The following is a 16,049-nucleotide window of genomic DNA, read 5'->3' as shown; positions in this document are numbered from 1 at the left end:
ATGGGGATGGCTAAATTGAGGATTTATGGGCGTAGTTTATTTTTTGATATGACAACCCCATTGTTATTTTATATTCATGCTCTTGATCAGGGATTTCTAAGTGTCATTTCAGTTTAAATGGTGTTAAGTTGCTTGGAACAAGAAGAACTTTAAGTATGCTGTTTTAACCAGATTAGAGGAGGTGATCATGCAAAATAATCATCCGGTCTATGATGTTGTTGTGGTGGGTGGTGGTATCAATGGTGTGGGTATTGCTGTGGATGCTGCCGGACGAGGATTGTCTGTCTTTTTATGTGAAAAAGATGATTTAGCCAGCCATACTTCCTCTGCAAGCAGTAAGCTTATTCATGGCGGTTTACGTTATCTTGAACATAAAGAATTTCGTCTGGTACATGAGGCTTTAGCTGAACGGGAAATTCTGTTGGCCAAAGCACCGCATATTATTCGTCCCTTGCGTTTTATCATGCCCCATCAACCGCATTTACGTCCTGCATGGCTGATTCGGACCGGTTTATTTTTTTATGATCATCTGGGAAAAAGACAAAAATTAGCCAGTTCCCGGCATATTCATTTTGATCCGGTCAGCAGTCCTCTAAAAGATGAGATGATGCAGGGTTTTGAATATTCTGATTGTGCGGTGGATGATGCACGTCTGGTGGTTTTAAATGCCGTGCAGGCCCATGAGCTGGGTGCCAAGATTGCCACACAAACACGCTGCATCGCAGCGTACCGTGAACAAGGATTATGGAATGTTCACCTGGAAAATGCGCAGGGTAATTATCAGGTACAGGCAAAAGCCTTGGTCAATGCAGCCGGACCTTGGGTGACTCAGTTTATTGAACACAATTTAAAACAAAAATCGCCGCATGGTCTTCGCCTTATTCAAGGCAGTCACATTATTGTGCCAAGAATTTATGATGGTGATAAAGCTTTTATCCTGCAAAATGATGATCACCGCATTGTTTTTGCCATTCCTTATCTGGAGCAATATACCTTAATTGGTACCACAGATCATGAATACAAAGGTGATCTGGATCAGGTCAAAATTACCCAGCCAGAAGCAGATTATTTGCTGGATGTTTATAATGATCACTTTAAGCATCAGTTAGGACCTGAAGATATTTTGCATACCTATTCAGGTGTACGGTCGTTGTGTGATGACGAGTCGGATAATCCATCGGCCATTACCCGCGATTATACTTTGGCAATATCCCATCAGCAGCAAAACGACGTGCCTTTACTTTCAGTGTTTGGTGGCAAGCTCACCACGTATAGAAAACTGGCTGAGTCGGCAATGCAGCATTTGGCTCCGAACTTCCCCGACATGAACAAGCCTTGGACTGAAAAAGCGTTATTACCGGGAGCGGAAAACCTGGTTTCAGTCGAGTTTTTAATTCAGCAGATTATGCAAAATATTGAAAATATTCCTTTAAACTTAGCCTCTCGATGGGCGCATGCCTATGGTTCACGGGTCTGGCGGTTTTTAAATCACATTTCAAACCTGTATGATCTTGGAGAAAATTTTGGCCATGACTTGTATAGCAAAGAAGTGGATTATCTGGTCGACCAGGAGTGGGCAAGAACCAGTCAGGATATTTTATGGCGTAGAACCAAACTGGGTTTTCAATTTAGCGCCAATGAAATAGGGCGCTTGGATCAATATCTTTTAAAGTTACTGCTTAAAAGATCAAGTGACACTGCGGCTTAAACCGTTAAACAAAAAAAGACCGCTTGAGCGGTCTTTTTTTGAATCCAATTGCAAAGTTGATCTGCAATAAAATTACAGCCTAGATTGCAACTATGTGTCTATTTATAGGTTTAAATTTCAACGCCGCCCAATGATGCACAGTTCACAGGTGTATTCCATTGAACTGCGGTTCCATAAATTACAGGGCGTACAATACGCCAAGGCCAGAAACCGAATCTTTGACTTGCATTATAGTTGATCACCACATTACCACCTACTTGATGAGCACGCTCAGCAAAGCGTGGATATAGTTCTTCTACGCTGCCGTAAGTACCTTTAGCCACTTTAATGCGTTTTTTGATCTGGAACTGGCTGGAATCTGGTGTGCCTTTGATGGCGCATATATGAAGACCACGTTGTTCTGTGGTCGCTTGAGCCATGGCTAGACCAGATAAACCAAACAGGCAAGTTGTAAGTGTTAATGTTTTTAACATGAAATTTCCTTTTTTTATTAGTAGTGAAATAATTAGCGCCGTTATTCTAATATAAAAAGGCCACCGTAGTGACCTTTTTATGACTTAATTACTGATTATAAACATCAGAGTTAAGCAGATTTTTTCACAGCTTCTATAAGCTCAGCTTGACGTTTTTTCAACGCTTCTGGTAAACGATCACCAAGTTTGTTGAACAATTCAGTATGGCTTTCAAGCTCTTTGATCCATTGATCTTTGTCTTGAGAAGTTACCAGGTCAAATTGTTCTTTAGTGAAGTCAGAACCAGTCCAGTTCAACTGTTCGTAAGTTGGAACGCGGCCAATTGGTGTATCAATAGCAGTTGCACGACCTTCACAACGGTCAATGATCCACTCAAGAACACGCATGTTTTGACCGAAACCAGGCCATACGAAGTTACCTTCAGCATCACGACGGAACCAGTTCACGTTGTAGATACCAGGGAGCTTGTTGCCAGCAGCAGCAGCTTTCGCACCAACTTCTTCGCCCATTTCTAACCAGTGAGAGAAGTAGTCAGCCATGTTGTAACCAGCAAATGGAAGCATCGCAAATGGGTCGCGACGTACAACACCTTGTTGACCAACAGCAGCAGCAGTGGTTTCAGAGCCCATAGTCGCAGCTTTATAAACACCGTCAACCCAGTCAAATGCTTCTGAAATAAGAGGCACTGTGTCTGCACGGCGACCACCAAAGATGAACGCAGAAATTGGAACACCTGCTGGATTTTCCCAGTCAGCGTCAATAGAAGGGCATTGACCAGCAGCAACAGTGAAACGTGCGTTTGGATGCGCAGCTTTTTCACCAGCAACGTGTGGTTGACCTTTCCAGTTAGTCAGGTTGGCAGGCGCTTCTTTAGTCAGACCTTCCCACCAAACTTCACCGTTGTCAGTTACAGCAACGTTTGTATAAATTACATCTTTAGTTAATGTCGCCATACAGTTCGGGTTGGTCTTGGTATTTGTACCAGGCGCTACACCGAAGAAACCAGCTTCAGGGTTGATTGCATATAAGCGGCCATCTTCACCTGGTTTGATCCAGGCAATATCGTCACCTACAGTTTCAATTTTCCAACCTTCGTAACCTGCTGGTGGAATCAACATCGCGAAGTTTGTTTTACCACAAGCAGATGGGAATGCAGCTGCGATGTAGTGTTTTTCGCCTTGTGGGTTAGTCACGCCAAGGATCAGCATGTGTTCAGCTAACCAGCCTTGTTGACGACCCATATATGATGCAATACGTAAAGCCAGGCATTTTTTACCAAGCAATGCGTTACCGCCGTAACCAGAACCGTAAGACCAGATTTCACGCGTTTCTGGGTAATGCACGATGTATTTTTCAGGGTTGCAAGGCCAAGCAACGTCTTTTTGACCTTCTTCCAATGGTGCACCTACAGTGTGTACACATGGAACAAATTCGCCATCAGTGCCAAGAACGTCATAAACAGCTTTACCCATACGAGCCATTTTAGACATGCTGACTGCTACATAAGGAGAGTCAGTCAATTCGATACCGATGTGTGCAATATGAGAACCTAAAGGACCCATAGAGAAAGGAACCACGTACAAAGTACGGCCTTTCATTGAACCGTCGAATAAACCGTTCAAGCGAGCACGCATTTCAGCAGGCGCTTCCCAGTTATTTGTCGCACCAGCGTCTTCTTTGTTTTCTGAACAGATATAAGTACGACCTTCAACACGAGCAACGTCAGAAGGATCAGAATTTGCAAGGTAAGAACCAGGATGAGTTTCTTGGTTAAGCGCTTGCATTGTGCCGTTAGCGATCATCAAGTCGATATAACGTTGATATTCTTCTGCGCTACCGTCACACCATTCAATTTTTGCCGGTTTTGTTAATTTAGCAATTTCTTCCACCCAAGCAATAAGCTTAGGGTGACGAACGAATTCTGGTGCGTTCACTTGGGTCATGGTGAGGCCTATCTCAAATGTGTACAAATTAGATGTACAAAGTACAATCCGAACAATAAATTTACTGCTCAGATGAAATATGAAAAAAAGTGGCTGTATTAAAGCATAAAATCATAAAAAAAATAAGACTAAAGAAGTACCTGAATTAGTTTGGAATATTCTATGTTTTCATTTTTTAATTAATAAAAAACAATAGGTTAAAATTTAATAAGTTTTCCATTTAATTCATTTATTAAATTTATGAGTAATATTTATTTAATTTATTATTTTTAGAAACAATATCTTATTAATAATATTTTGATGGGAATCATTATTGATTTAATAAATGCTGGTAATTCGAATTTTACATAAAGATGCTTTCAATTGTCGATAATTTGGACAAAATTAGAGCAATTACTTCAAAAAAGTATAGAAAATGTCAGTCTCTGTAAAGCCTTTGTCGCTTATTTATAATGAAAAATCAGGATTTCATGCAGCCAATAAAGATGAAATCTATGAACAACTTATGACAAATTTAACGGCTTATGGCTATGAAATTCAGACCTTTGAAATCAGTGCTGAGTCAGATTTTAACAGTTTGATGGAGAAAATTATTTCACGCCATCAACAGGCTGAAGAGATTGGCATTGTGGTGGCAGCGGGTGGAGACGGTACTTTGAATACGGTGGCAACCAAATTGATGACTACCGATATTCCGATAGGAATTTTACCATTGGGAACCTTTAATTATGTCGCTCGCTTGCTGCATATTCCGCTTGATCTGCTCGAAGCCGCTGAAGTTATTGCCAAAGGGCAGATCCGTAAAGTGCACGTGGCTCAAATTAATGATCATATCTACTTAAACAATGCCAGCTTGGGACTGTATCCTTTATTTATACAAAGACGTGAACTCTATAACCGGCGTTTTGGCCGCTTTACTTTACATGCCTACACTTCAGCATTAGATGTGCTGATTCGTGATCGTAAAGAACTGAAACTTGAAGTGCAGATTGATGGTAAAAAATATCCGGTCAAAACCCCGCTAATTTTCTTTGGCAATAATCAGCTGCAACTTGCAGAGATGAATTTGCGCATTGCCAAATGTGCTGAATTGGGAAAGGTCGCAGGGGTAGTGGTGGCGAAAAGCGATAAACGCACCTTATTTAAAATTTTATGGCAATTGATTCGAGGCAAGCTTGATCATGCGCCAGATGTGTATAGCTTTTCTGCTGACAATGTGCAAATACATTCCAAAGCCAAAAAACTGACGCTGGCACTGGATGGTGAAATTGTAGAAATGCAGCCCCCGCTTCATATTTCCGTGCGTAAGCATGCACTCAAAATAATGGTCCCTCATGATTCTACATCTGTCTGATTTGCATTTTGGTACGGAAAAATTAGCCTGCATGGCTGCAATCCGTCTATTTTGTCAGCAACACCCTTTAGAAGCTGTAGTTGTCAGTGGGGATTTAACTCAACGTGCCCGTTATACGCAGTTTTATGACTGCAAACAGTTTCTGGAAAGTTTGAATCTGCCTTATCTGGTGGTGCCCGGGAATCATGATATTCCACTGTATCATGTCTGGAATCGAATCTTCAGTCCTTTTACCCGCTATAAAATTTTCTTCGGTCATATGGAAACCGTGCTGGAAACTGCGCATTTTTATTTGATTGGCGTGAATAGTATAAGGCGGCGTTATCATACCCGAGGGCACATTTCTTTAGAGCAAATTCAGCAAATTGATCAAAGGCTGATGATGGCACCCAAGCATAAAATCAAACTTATCGTTGCACACCAGCCATTTTATACCCCGCCAAATGATCCACATGGCATCAAGGACTGTCCAATGCTGGGACGTATTGCCCTGGAATCATGGAGTCAAAGTGGTTTAAACGGCCTGTTACATGGTCATCTGCATCAATCGGCCGTATATGACCTGAACCAGATTTATCATTTGGGAGCAGCCCATCCTGTGCTGGACATTCATGCCGGAACAGCTACTTCTTACCGCTTACATCGTGGCTTACCCAACAGCTTTAATGTGATTGATTGCAATGCCGATGTGCAACATTATTATTTTGATGAGCAACGTAAAGAATTTGTTTTAGATGAAAAAAATGCCGATTAAATGCGGAAACACACAGGTTTGAATAAAAAAAATACAAAAAACAGGACTTTTTTTTGGCTTGCCCCTTGAAGCGTTTTTTTCCATCCCCACAAAAGTGTCATCGAAATTATTTGATGATGACCGAGGGAATAACAAAGTCATCATTACTTCACTATAAAAGACTTAGTCTGATGGAGTTTCCAATGAGCAACATTCGTCCATTACATGATCGCGTAGTTATTCGTCGTGTTGAAGAAGAAACTAAAACTGCTGGCGGTATTTTACTTCCAGGTTCTGCTGCTGAAAAACCTGCTCAAGGTGAAATCATTGCAGTGGGTAATGGTCAAATCACTGATAACGGTGTACGTGCGTTAGACGTAAAAGTTGGCGACAAAGTATTGTTCGGTACTTATGCAGGTACGACTGTGAAAGTACAAGGCGAAGAACTTCTAATTATGAAAGAGTCTGACATTTTAGCTGTTTTAGAAGGCTAATTCAGACCTGTTTCATTCAGTCAGATTTTTGAAAATTAAAAATATTTGGAGTAAACCATGTCAGCTAAAGACGTAAAATTTGGTGATTCAGCGCGCAGTAAAATGATTGCAGGCGTAAACGTACTTGCAGATGCTGTAAAAGTAACTTTAGGTCCTAAAGGCCGTAACGTGGTGATCGACCGTTCTTTCGGTGCACCACACATTACTAAAGATGGTGTAACTGTAGCGAAAGAAATTTCACTTGCAGACAAATTTGAAAACATGGGCGCACAACTGGTTCGTGAAGTATCTTCAAAAACCAATGACATCGCAGGTGACGGTACAACAACTGCAACTGTACTTGCTCAAGCAATTTTGAACGAAGGGATCAAATCAGTGACTGCGGGTATGAACCCAATGGACTTGAAACGCGGTATCGACCTTGCGGTTCGTGCTGTAGTTGAAAACATTAAAGCCACTGCTAAACCTGCTTCTGATACGAAAGCGATTGAACAAGTCGGTTCAATCTCTGCAAACTCTGATACCACTGTAGGTAAACTGATTGCGCAAGCCATGGAACGTGTGGGTAAAGAAGGCGTAATTACTGTAGAAGAAGGTTCAGGCTTTGAAGATGCTTTGGACGTTGTTGAAGGTATGCAGTTTGACCGTGGTTATATCAGCCCTTACTTTGCAAACAAACAAGACACTTTAACGGCTGAACTTGAAAATCCGTTCATTCTGCTTGTTGATAAAAAAATCAGCAACATCCGTGAATTGATTACTGTGCTTGAAGCAGTGGCTAAAACAGGTAAACCGCTTCTCATCATCGCTGAAGATGTTGAAGGCGAAGCGTTGGCTACGCTTGTAGTAAACAACATGCGCGGCATCATTAAAGTATGTGCAGTGAAAGCGCCTGGTTTTGGTGACCGTCGTAAAGCAATGCTTCAAGATATCGCAATCTTGACTGGCGGTACTGTAATTTCTGAAGAAGTGGGTATGTCTTTAGAACAAGCAACGCTTCAAGATTTAGGTACTGCGCATAAAATCACGGTTTCTAAAGAAAACACAGTAATTGTGGATGGTGCTGGCGATGCAAACCAAATTGCTGAACGTGTTCAACAAATCCGTGCGCAAATTGAAGAATCTACTTCTGAATACGACAAAGAAAAACTTCAAGAACGTGTAGCTAAATTGGCTGGCGGTGTGGCAGTGATCAAAATTGGTGCTGCAACTGAAGTTGAAATGAAAGAGAAGAAAGACCGTGTGGATGATGCGCTTCACGCAACTCGTGCTGCGGTTGAAGAGGGTGTAGTTGCGGGTGGTGGTGTTGCGCTTGTACGTGCAGCTTCTGCGCTTAATGGTGTTACTGGTGCAAACGATGACCAAAATGTAGGTATCAACATTTTACGTCGTGCGATTGAAGCGCCACTTCGTCAAATCGTAGCCAATGCGGGCGATGAGCCTTCAGTTGTGATCAATGCGGTGAAGAATGGCGAAGGTAACTTTGGTTACAATGCTGCAACTGGCGAATATGGCGATATGCTTGAAATGGGTATTCTTGACCCTGCAAAAGTAACTCGTTCTGCACTTGAACATGCTGCTTCTGTTGCTGCCTTGATGCTTACAACTGAGTGCATGATCACTGATATCCCTGAAGACAAAGCTGCTATGCCTGACATGGGCGGCATGGGTGGTATGGGCGGTATGATGTAATTCATACAGCTCTCCGATCTTAAAAAATCCCCGCTTTTTGCGGGGATTTTTTTAACGCTTTTTCATATTATTTATACCCTTTGTTTGACTAATCACCTCAGTTCTCTATGCTTTAAGGTAAATAATTACTCAGTTTTTATCTGTTTAGGACCGGTGAAAATGATGCAAGAGGAGCTGGAAAATAAAATTATTGGACAAATCTATGATGCTGCCTTGAATGCCAGTTTATGGCCTAAAGTGATTCAGCAAATTGTTCAATACACTGAAAGTCAGGCAGCCATGTTCACTGCTTTAGATCAATTGAACCCTGCCTATAACTTTGTGCACACGTATAATATTCCAGCCTGCAGTTTAGAAACCTATCAGCAGGAAAAAATAAAAACGATGAATCAGAAGTTGCATTTGCCATTCTGGCTTGAAGTAGGTGTGGGAAATGCACTATGTCAGAATTTATCGCAATATGGTCAGCTATTTGCTACAGATGAATATGTTTTTTATGAAAAATGTTTAAAAGCGACTGGCGTGGGTTTTATTGCCAGTCTATTACTGGATCATGGTGATCATCAATGGTCGGTACTTGGGATTCATCGCGGCAAGCAAGATCAACCCTTTACCCAATATGAACTGGATATTCTAAAAAGATTGGGTCTGCATTTACGCAGGGCATTACAGATTCACAAACAATTAAGTTTAGCCCGATTCAAAAACAGGAATTTATACCGAATTCTAAATGCCATTAAAACAGGCATTTTACTCATTGATATGAATCGAGAATTGTATTATATCAACCAAAAAGCACAGTATTTTTTTGAACAATCCAAGTTATTTGAACTCGATAAAAATAACCAGATTAATATAAGCAAGCCATATCAATCAGATTTAGAACAATTAATATCCAGCATCAAGCCAGAGGCTAATTATGCTAAAAAACAGGTAGGAGGAGTGTTGGCCCTAGAAGATCAGCATGGACAAAAATTTATGCTGACTATTGCACCTTTTAGCAGTCCACGACATTTTACCGATTTAAAAGATCATCTAAAACCGTATGTCATGCTATTTATTACTGAAACTGAACAGCATTATAAGCTGGCTTCGTCTTATTTAAAACAAGTGTATGGTTTATCCAACAGGGAATGTGAATTGTGTGAATTATTTGTGAATGGTTATAACCTGGAACAGATTGCTGCCCATTACCAATTAGCATTAAGTTCTGTACGAACCTATCTGAAAAATATTTATGCAAAAATGCAATGTAAATCACAGGCAGAATTTTTGTATAAACTTATGGGCGTTACCATCGATTTTGAGCATGTGAGTTAATCTATCCAGAACCCAATTCTGGATAGATTAATTTTGATCATTATTGAGTAGCACCTGTACCTGTAGTACCAGTACCAGTATCGGTATCAGTAGAAGCGGTTAGGAAATTTTTATTGAAAGTATATGAAATCTCACCGCTGACAAGAGTTAAAGATCCAGTAGCAAGAGTGTAGGTGAACGCAGGATAAAGTGTTGTTCCATTTACAAGTCCTGAACAGCCAGTTGTATCTACTATAATTTGACTGGCAACCACAGTTCCATTGGTCGTGGTGTATTTACCGTATTCAACCCCAGGTGTTGGTGTTTCACAATCATCACTTGCTAAACTGTCAATATACATATAATAACCGTCACTAAAGAATGTAAGTGCATTCGTATCATTGAACCAGTTATCCTGAATATTGTTTGTAGTGGTGCTAATCCGTTTTAATTTATTTACACCATTAGTTACCCCAGATTCGGTCAAAGTTACATTGGTTCGATCATAACTTAGGGTAAATGGTACTCCTCCGTTCGGATTAGACAGACCCAGATCGCCATTGGTGTCAACCTCAATCACTGGATTAATTTGTCCCGTACCTGGATTCCATTCCAAGCTACCAGTTTCCACACCGCTACCAGTTAGGTTAGCTGAATCTACTTCACCTAATATATATTGTCCGGTAGGACTTATATGAATCACAATGGCACCTTGTCCTGTACGGTTTAATTCCCAACTTCCTGCAATATCTTTATAGAAGGCATTTTTGGAATTAGTGAGTGCAGTTTCTAATGCAATTGGAGTTTTATTAAGTTCGGTAAAAGCAGGATCGGTAATAAATTGAGCATAAGTCTGGTTAAAGTTGATGGTATTGTCAGCCAATGCCGTGAAAACGGCATTACTAATCTGAATGCCGTCATCGTGATTTGCATTGTCATCCAGTGTTTGCAAGAAAACGATAATATTTTCACGAACATTTTGAAGTGTAGATAATTCCAGTGGAGTGATGCGAGCAGAAGCTGGAACTGAGTCACCTATTTGTACACCGCCAATAAAAAATTTAATGGTGTCGCCAGCCTTATAATCAAAATAACCCTCTGCATCTGTTTTAGCTTTGATCCCACTACTGGTTTGATATTCAACCCCAGATACTGGGCCATCAACCAGTTGTCCGCGTTGAGTGGTGGTGGTTGGTGGTGGGGTAAAATCATCATCGTCGTCATCGTTACATGCTGTAAGTAAGCCTGCAATTGCAAATGCCAAGAGCAATTTTTTCATTTTCGACTCCATTATCATCTTTGATTATAGTGACTAAAAGCATAGTCAAGCCTGTACTCAGGAAATATCCTCAAATGAGGATAAACAGGTAAATTTGAGACTTTATTTGTTATTTTTTATAACAGTGTATTGGACCATAACCCTGTCATGAGTAGGGCTGGGTTTTGATGAAAAAAAGAAGTGTACGCTTTGGTAAATAGGAAAGAAAAAAGAAGGGGATATAAAAAATTCCCATATTTCATGAAGATTCTTTTTATAGATCAAGATGCTTGCTATTTAATTTTGATATAAAGCGGTGACGATGATTCAGAGTGAATAAATGAGACCAGATGGTAATCGGTTTTATTGGGCTGAATTGGGGGAACTGGACTGTTGTCAATGCTGGCCGGATATTCATTGTTTTTATCATCGACCAGCACAATATCACTGTCACGTATTTTTAGGGCACGGTCTGATTGATTATTAATTTCAAAAAAATAAGTCAGCTTTGTGCTTTCTAGCTTATTGGACTGTATTTTTTCAGTTTTAAATAGATCTGCCTGTATATCTACATGTTTCAGGGCATTATTCACTTCTATCTTTTGTATTTTAGGAATTTGATATTTTTCAAAATCATTGCGTTGATTTTTATGTCGATCCCGAAGTTCTAAAAATTGATCATGCCATGAAAGATAACGCATTTTATTGCTTTTATCTTCTGTAAGCTGAATTAGTCTAGAATCTTGAGGATCAAAATTGAATGTACCAGAAGACTGTTTTTGTCTGGTTTTCTGTTTAAAGAACTGAATTTCTTTGAGGGTATAAGTTTGGTTGGGATGAAGCTGTATTGAAAAAAGTTTCTTATCGCAGTCCTTACAGGGAATAAAGGCTTTGTAATGTCCTGTCCAGTCCGGAATCTGCTGGTTCTGAGGCTTGGACAGATGATCCTTGGGTTTAGCATGGTCTTGAATTAAAGGAGAATTGGGCTTATCGCAGCCACTTAAACAGAGTAAGGAGCAAAAACTGAGGGTTATCATTGTTTTTTTCATTATGATCATCAAATGAGAAAAATATTATTTAACCATAATCATAACGGCATGATCAGGCTAGTAGGGCAAGATGAAATAGGTCATTTATTTGTTGCAAATCATGACGATTACGCAAAGCAATGCAAATAAAAAAAGTCAGATTTTAGTCTTTTTAATGAATTAAGAGTGATATTCAAACAGGGCAATTAATTAGCATCTTTCTGTAATTTGTAATTCATTTTGGAATCAATCACTTTTCCTGATGTTATATTGCGTGCTTCAACAAAATTTTCACCAATAAAGAATTTACGATTTTCTCCTGCTTGGTCTAGGCTAATCATGGCGGGATTGTCTGCATCAAAACTAAAAGTTCCCTTGACCCTGAATTCACTGTTTTTTCCCTTACCTAGGTATTCCTGTTTCAACTCATAGGTTTTATCAGCTTTTAATTCCAGTTCGGTCTCAATACCCTGGCAGTCAGCACAGGGGAAAACCCCTTTATATTCACCTGGCCAATCCAGTGAGGTTTCGGCAGTATCGCCCAAAATTGCTGCTGGTTGAGCTGTGGTGGCTTGTGTCATGGGTTGACCAGGGGCTGTATTGCTTTCATGAGTATTGGTATCTGGTTTGCTACACGCAGTGAAAACCAAGCTGCTCAGTGACAGGATGAATATTATTTTTTTCACGATATTGTTCCTTTTAGCCAAATATAGCTTTAAAAACTACGTAAAAATGCAGCTGGGTTAAATATCGATCTTGTTGGTGCTTTGTTATGCCTTTTTTTGTGCGAATTTTAATGTGAAATTAGAAAGTCTAAGCTAATGAGGAAGAAATTTCGAAAAAACCAAACTGCAGCTTTACATATTTTATTTGAACTCTAAAGTTATACATTTATATATTAATTGATTATTTATTGGGCGTATTGCACTTTTATATTTCAGCAACGTTGTTAAAATCTGCGCACTTTATATAGGTGTCGGTGCGGCAAGTGTTTGAAAAATTAGCTGAACAAAGTTTAAAAATGATGGGCTGGGAAATCGATAATCATTGGCCGCTTGATTTGGATCAATGCGTGATGATTGCAGCGCCACACACCAGTAATTGGGATGCCTTATATGCACGCCTGGCACTCAAGGCATTAGGGGTGCATGTTCGTTTAACCATTAAAGACAGTTATATGAAATTTCCTTTTGGCCCATTTGTACGGGCAATGGGCGGAATTGGAATTGACCGTACAGCGAAGAAGGCAGGAGAGCCACGCCCAAGTATGGTTCAGCTAATGTCAGATTTATTTAAAACCCATCCAAAACTGGTGATGTTGGTGACTCCAGAAGCAACCCGTGCCAAACAGGAACAATGGAAAACCGGGTTCTATCATGTGGCGATCAATGCAGATGTGCCAATTGCATTGGCTTATATGGATTATGCCAAGAAGAAAACCGGGGTCGGTAAAATTGTTTATCCGAGCGGTGACTATGAAAAAGATATGGCTGAAATTATGGCTTTTTATGCACAAATTCATGCCAAATTTCCAGAACAGTTTAGCGTAGATACACGTTATTGCCAGGAACCGAACTAAGAAATACAGGCATTCTTGTCTGTATGCAAGCGAAGCCAAGAGGGAAAATGACAAAATCTTGGCTCGCTGAGCATAATTTATGGGGCAGCATAGGGCTGTCCTTTACTTAATGGAACTATGGCGCTTGCGTTGGACGAATGCCGCCTAAATGCTGACACGCTTCCTGATAAATAAAATATTGTTCCTCAATCACTTCCGTTAACGGCACATCAAATAACTTGTCCCCATCTTTATAGCTTTGTACATAAGATTCGGCTTTTTGGCGGCTAGAAGCCAGTGATTGTTCATGATATGACGTAATAGAACTATGTGCCATTTGCGCGGTTTCAATATTATTGCATTGAAAATAGCTGAGCATTTTTTCTGCATGTTTGATATCGCGGGAAGTGCTTAGGGAACAGCCAGTCAGGACAATTATTGCTGCTAGCAAAATCAAGGTTTTCATTGCTGAGGAAAGATTAAATGGGGGATAAGCTATTGTATAAAGTTTTTCCTCGGATAAATTTGATCAGCCTCACTGATTGGATATTTTTTGTTTAAATGAGACTTATGGTAGTTTTGTTTGGCGCTGATAGAAAAATAAAGCTGTAATATTTCAATATATGAATTTTCTTGCTTTCAACAAGCAATAAGAATTACAGCACCGTATTGAAAACCAAGAAACAGCCGGAAGCAAATAAAAGGCTTAATACCGTATGTTTAAATTGTTTTTCCGAAATTTTATAAAATAATTTTGCCCCTAAAATGGCGGGAAAACTGACACTGATCAGCAAGATAACGATATAAGGCCAGAGCTGGATTTCAAGCGTGCCTTGCAGTAAATAGGCCAGTAGTGTAAACAGCTGAATGCCAAAATTAAAATGCCGTAAAATATAACGCTGTTGCTGTTTTGATAGATTTTTCAGCATGACCCAGGCAGATGGCAATGAACCACAAAACCCGCCTAATCCCCCTAGGATTCCACCGATAAATCCAATCAGGCTATCGGCCAGTTTTCCCGATTGTTGCAGTCGTGGAAATGCCGGATTGAAAAACATCACCGGACACCACAACAGCAAAAATACGCCTAAAACGATCTTAAAGGTTTCGGGTTGAATAATATGCAGTAAATAGGTGCCCAAAGGCACGCCAATCAGCCCGGCAATTAAATAAGGTAATACCAGTGTTTTGTTCAGGTGGGGATGCTTTTGTTCATTGGATAATGAAATGATATGGCTCCATACCGAAGCAAAAACCACCAAGGGTGCAGCAATTTTCGGGGGCAGTGCCCAGACCCAGAATGACATGGCAATTAATGCAAAGGCAAAGCCGGTGAGTCCTTGTACAAAACCTGCGACCATTGCCCCAAGAATAAATAACAACCAAGTCATAGAGATAAGTACAGATGGAAAGGCAGTAGTATTCAAAAAATACCTAAAAAAGCCAAGCTTATATTTAGCAGTAATTCTGCAAATCTAAGGAGAACTTTGTATAAAACTGCTTTGGAGTCCGCTATTGGCGTTCTGCTTATGAATAAAAAATGGATAAATGACTACAAGAATTCAACACAGACTCCCATCGCTCTTCATTAAATCATTTGATACTGATGCTATGCGGTAAAAGAGGTGATGAACATGATGAAAAAAGTGATCTTACTTTCTATATTGGCAGTGTCATTAACGGGCTGTGTGCTTGATCCTTTTTATGATGACGATTATCGTGATCATCGGGACCGCAACGGACATTATGACCGAGACCATGGCGACCGAGACTGGAAAAATAAAGACCATCGGGACTGGAAGCATGACAGAAGTGATCGGGATTGGCGCTATGGGCGTTAACAGATCTATCCCCCCGATCTTAAATTGATAGACTACATTTGACAAAAAGGATTCCATATAGGAATCCTTTTTTTATTGTCTTTTATCAATAGAAGGTAGAATAGGGATTAGCAGACATTGTTCTGATATAGCCCGGCTCGAACTGTACCGGCTTTGGTCTGTTTAACCTGATGCCAGGAAGCGGGAAGTTTAAGCTGATTTAAATCACGATCGGCTTCTACATAAATAAAAGCATTGTCCTTGATTAAAGGATCGGCAAGCTGGGCCAGTTCTTCCCATAAATCCAGGCTGTAAGGGGGATCTAAAAACACCAGATCAAAGCTTTGTTTCAGGGTGGGGAGCGTTTGTTGAGCCGTGGCTACTTTCAGTTTGGCGTGTTGACTGGTGACTTTCAGCAATTGCAAATTATCGGTTAAAAAAGCAGCTTGCGTGCAATTCGGTTCAATCATCACCACCTGTGCTGCACCACGTGATAAAGCTTCAAAACTTAAAGCACCTGAACCGGCACAAATGTCCAGAACCTGTGCGTTTTGAATATCCCACATCAGCCAGTTAAACAGGGTTTCACGTACCCGGTCTGGTGTAGGGCGTAAGCCTTCAATACTGGCAAAAGGAAGCTGGCGGCGTTTCCATTCACCGCCAATAATACGGAGTTGGTTTTTCATAGA

16 protein-coding genes are annotated in these 16,049 nt (G+C 40.3%); 8 read left to right on the top strand and 8 right to left on the bottom strand.

From position 1 onward, the window contains the following. The first annotated feature begins 187 nt into the window (after nt 1-187). Nucleotides 188-1,708: a glycerol-3-phosphate dehydrogenase gene (gene glpD, locus B9T26_RS05325; RefSeq protein WP_086198708.1), complete on the top strand. Its 1,521-nt coding sequence runs from the start codon at nt 188-190 to the stop codon at nt 1,706-1,708. 110 nt (nt 1,709-1,818) lie between these two features. On the opposite strand, the gene B9T26_RS05320 is transcribed toward glpD, so the two are convergent. Together B9T26_RS05320 and B9T26_RS05315 are read right to left on the bottom strand one after the other, a co-directional pair. Next, nucleotides 1,819-2,181: a hypothetical protein gene (locus B9T26_RS05320; protein WP_086198707.1), complete on the bottom strand. Its 363-nt coding sequence runs from the start codon at nt 2,179-2,181 to the stop codon at nt 1,819-1,821. A 110-nt stretch (nt 2,182-2,291) separates the two neighbouring features. Further along, nucleotides 2,292-4,124 carry a phosphoenolpyruvate carboxykinase (GTP) gene (locus tag B9T26_RS05315; RefSeq protein WP_086198706.1) on the bottom strand — a complete coding sequence of 611 codons (1,833 nt, stop codon included), beginning with the start codon at nt 4,122-4,124 and terminating at the stop codon, nt 2,292-2,294. 415 nt (nt 4,125-4,539) lie between these two features. On the opposite strand from B9T26_RS05315, the gene B9T26_RS05310 reads away from it, so the two are divergent. From B9T26_RS05310 to B9T26_RS05290, 5 genes are all read left to right on the top strand, one after another. Next, entirely contained in the window at nt 4,540-5,478 is a 939-nt protein-coding gene (locus B9T26_RS05310; protein WP_086198705.1) for a diacylglycerol/lipid kinase family protein, read from the top strand. Further along, nucleotides 5,459-6,232: a metallophosphoesterase family protein gene (locus B9T26_RS05305; RefSeq protein WP_086198704.1), complete on the top strand. Its 774-nt coding sequence runs from the start codon at nt 5,459-5,461 to the stop codon at nt 6,230-6,232. Before B9T26_RS05310 ends, B9T26_RS05305 begins: the two co-directional genes overlap by 20 nt. 182 nt (nt 6,233-6,414) lie before the next feature. Next, nucleotides 6,415-6,705 carry a co-chaperone GroES gene (gene groES, locus B9T26_RS05300; RefSeq protein WP_016167026.1) on the top strand — a complete coding sequence of 97 codons (291 nt, stop codon included), beginning with the start codon at nt 6,415-6,417 and terminating at the stop codon, nt 6,703-6,705. Between the two features lie 57 nt (nt 6,706-6,762). Next, complete coding sequence (groL, locus tag B9T26_RS05295) at nt 6,763-8,397, top strand: chaperonin GroEL (protein WP_086198703.1); 1,635 nt, start codon at nt 6,763-6,765, stop codon at nt 8,395-8,397. A 159-nt stretch (nt 8,398-8,556) separates the two neighbouring features. Next, the gene (locus B9T26_RS05290; RefSeq protein ID WP_227518773.1) at nt 8,557-9,717 is read left to right on the top strand and encodes a helix-turn-helix transcriptional regulator; all 1,161 of its coding nucleotides are present in this window, start codon (nt 8,557-8,559) and stop codon (nt 9,715-9,717) included. 40 nt (nt 9,718-9,757) lie between these two features. Here the strand turns inward: B9T26_RS05290 and B9T26_RS05285 are convergent, their stop codons facing one another. The 3 genes from B9T26_RS05285 to B9T26_RS05275 form a co-directional block, all read right to left on the bottom strand. Continuing rightward, complete coding sequence (locus tag B9T26_RS05285) at nt 9,758-10,975, bottom strand: hypothetical protein (protein WP_086198702.1); 1,218 nt, start codon at nt 10,973-10,975, stop codon at nt 9,758-9,760. A gap of 272 nt (nt 10,976-11,247) precedes the next feature. Next, on the bottom strand, nt 11,248-11,991 hold the full coding sequence (locus B9T26_RS05280; RefSeq protein WP_171262941.1) for a copper resistance protein NlpE N-terminal domain-containing protein: 744 nt from the start codon (nt 11,989-11,991) through the stop codon (nt 11,248-11,250). A gap of 197 nt (nt 11,992-12,188) precedes the next feature. Next, nucleotides 12,189-12,668: a copper resistance protein NlpE gene (locus B9T26_RS05275; protein WP_086198700.1), complete on the bottom strand. Its 480-nt coding sequence runs from the start codon at nt 12,666-12,668 to the stop codon at nt 12,189-12,191. Between the two features lie 302 nt (nt 12,669-12,970). On the opposite strand from B9T26_RS05275, the gene B9T26_RS05270 reads away from it, so the two are divergent. Then, the gene (locus B9T26_RS05270; RefSeq protein WP_171262940.1) at nt 12,971-13,561 is read left to right on the top strand and encodes a 1-acyl-sn-glycerol-3-phosphate acyltransferase; all 591 of its coding nucleotides are present in this window, start codon (nt 12,971-12,973) and stop codon (nt 13,559-13,561) included. Nucleotides 13,562-13,676: 115 nt separating this feature from the next. On the opposite strand, the gene B9T26_RS05265 is transcribed toward B9T26_RS05270, so the two are convergent. Further along, a complete protein-coding gene (locus B9T26_RS05265; protein ID WP_086198699.1) occupies nt 13,677-14,006 on the bottom strand; it encodes a hypothetical protein in 330 nt (109 codons plus the stop codon). Nucleotides 14,007-14,196: 190 nt separating this feature from the next. After that, nucleotides 14,197-14,931: a sulfite exporter TauE/SafE family protein gene (locus B9T26_RS05260; RefSeq protein WP_086198698.1), complete on the bottom strand. Its 735-nt coding sequence runs from the start codon at nt 14,929-14,931 to the stop codon at nt 14,197-14,199. Nucleotides 14,932-15,174: 243 nt separating this feature from the next. On the opposite strand from B9T26_RS05260, the gene B9T26_RS05255 reads away from it, so the two are divergent. Continuing rightward, nucleotides 15,175-15,381: a hypothetical protein gene (locus B9T26_RS05255; protein ID WP_086198697.1), complete on the top strand. Its 207-nt coding sequence runs from the start codon at nt 15,175-15,177 to the stop codon at nt 15,379-15,381. 107 nt (nt 15,382-15,488) lie between these two features. On the opposite strand, the gene rsmD is transcribed toward B9T26_RS05255, so the two are convergent. Next, nucleotides 15,489-16,046: a 16S rRNA (guanine(966)-N(2))-methyltransferase RsmD gene (gene rsmD / locus B9T26_RS05250; RefSeq protein WP_086198696.1), complete on the bottom strand. Its 558-nt coding sequence runs from the start codon at nt 16,044-16,046 to the stop codon at nt 15,489-15,491. Nucleotides 16,047-16,049: the final 3 nt, after the last annotated feature.

Source organism: Acinetobacter sp. ANC 4169, from assembly GCF_002135355.1.
GTDB lineage: Bacteria > Pseudomonadota > Gammaproteobacteria > Pseudomonadales > Moraxellaceae > Acinetobacter.
Note: the sequence above shows the minus strand (reverse complement) of the source record. Positions and strands in the feature narration are given on the sequence as shown.

Bases quoted from the DNA above. Each gene is read 5' to 3' on its own strand.
- B9T26_RS05305 (WP_086198704.1), top strand. From the start codon at position 5,459: ATGATTCTACATCTGTCTGATTTGCATTTTGGTACGGAAAAATTAGCC.
- glpD (WP_086198708.1), top strand. From the start codon at position 188: ATGCAAAATAATCATCCGGTCTATGATGTTGTTGTGGTGGGTGGTGGT.
- B9T26_RS05290 (WP_227518773.1), top strand. From the start codon at position 8,557: ATGATGCAAGAGGAGCTGGAAAATAAAATTATTGGACAAATCTATGAT.
- B9T26_RS05255 (WP_086198697.1), top strand. From the start codon at position 15,175: ATGATGAAAAAAGTGATCTTACTTTCTATATTGGCAGTGTCATTAACG.
- B9T26_RS05265 (WP_086198699.1), bottom strand. From the start codon at position 14,006: ATGAAAACCTTGATTTTGCTAGCAGCAATAATTGTCCTGACTGGCTGT.
- B9T26_RS05285 (WP_086198702.1), bottom strand. From the start codon at position 10,975: ATGAAAAAATTGCTCTTGGCATTTGCAATTGCAGGCTTACTTACAGCA.
- B9T26_RS05310 (WP_086198705.1), top strand. From the start codon at position 4,540: ATGTCAGTCTCTGTAAAGCCTTTGTCGCTTATTTATAATGAAAAATCA.
- B9T26_RS05320 (WP_086198707.1), bottom strand. From the start codon at position 2,181: ATGTTAAAAACATTAACACTTACAACTTGCCTGTTTGGTTTATCTGGT.
- B9T26_RS05260 (WP_086198698.1), bottom strand. From the start codon at position 14,931: ATGACTTGGTTGTTATTTATTCTTGGGGCAATGGTCGCAGGTTTTGTA.
- B9T26_RS05315 (WP_086198706.1), bottom strand. From the start codon at position 4,124: ATGACCCAAGTGAACGCACCAGAATTCGTTCGTCACCCTAAGCTTATT.
- groES (WP_016167026.1), top strand. From the start codon at position 6,415: ATGAGCAACATTCGTCCATTACATGATCGCGTAGTTATTCGTCGTGTT.
- groL (WP_086198703.1), top strand. From the start codon at position 6,763: ATGTCAGCTAAAGACGTAAAATTTGGTGATTCAGCGCGCAGTAAAATG.
- B9T26_RS05280 (WP_171262941.1), bottom strand. From the start codon at position 11,991: ATGATAACCCTCAGTTTTTGCTCCTTACTCTGTTTAAGTGGCTGCGAT.
- rsmD (WP_086198696.1), bottom strand. From the start codon at position 16,046: ATGAAAAACCAACTCCGTATTATTGGCGGTGAATGGAAACGCCGCCAG.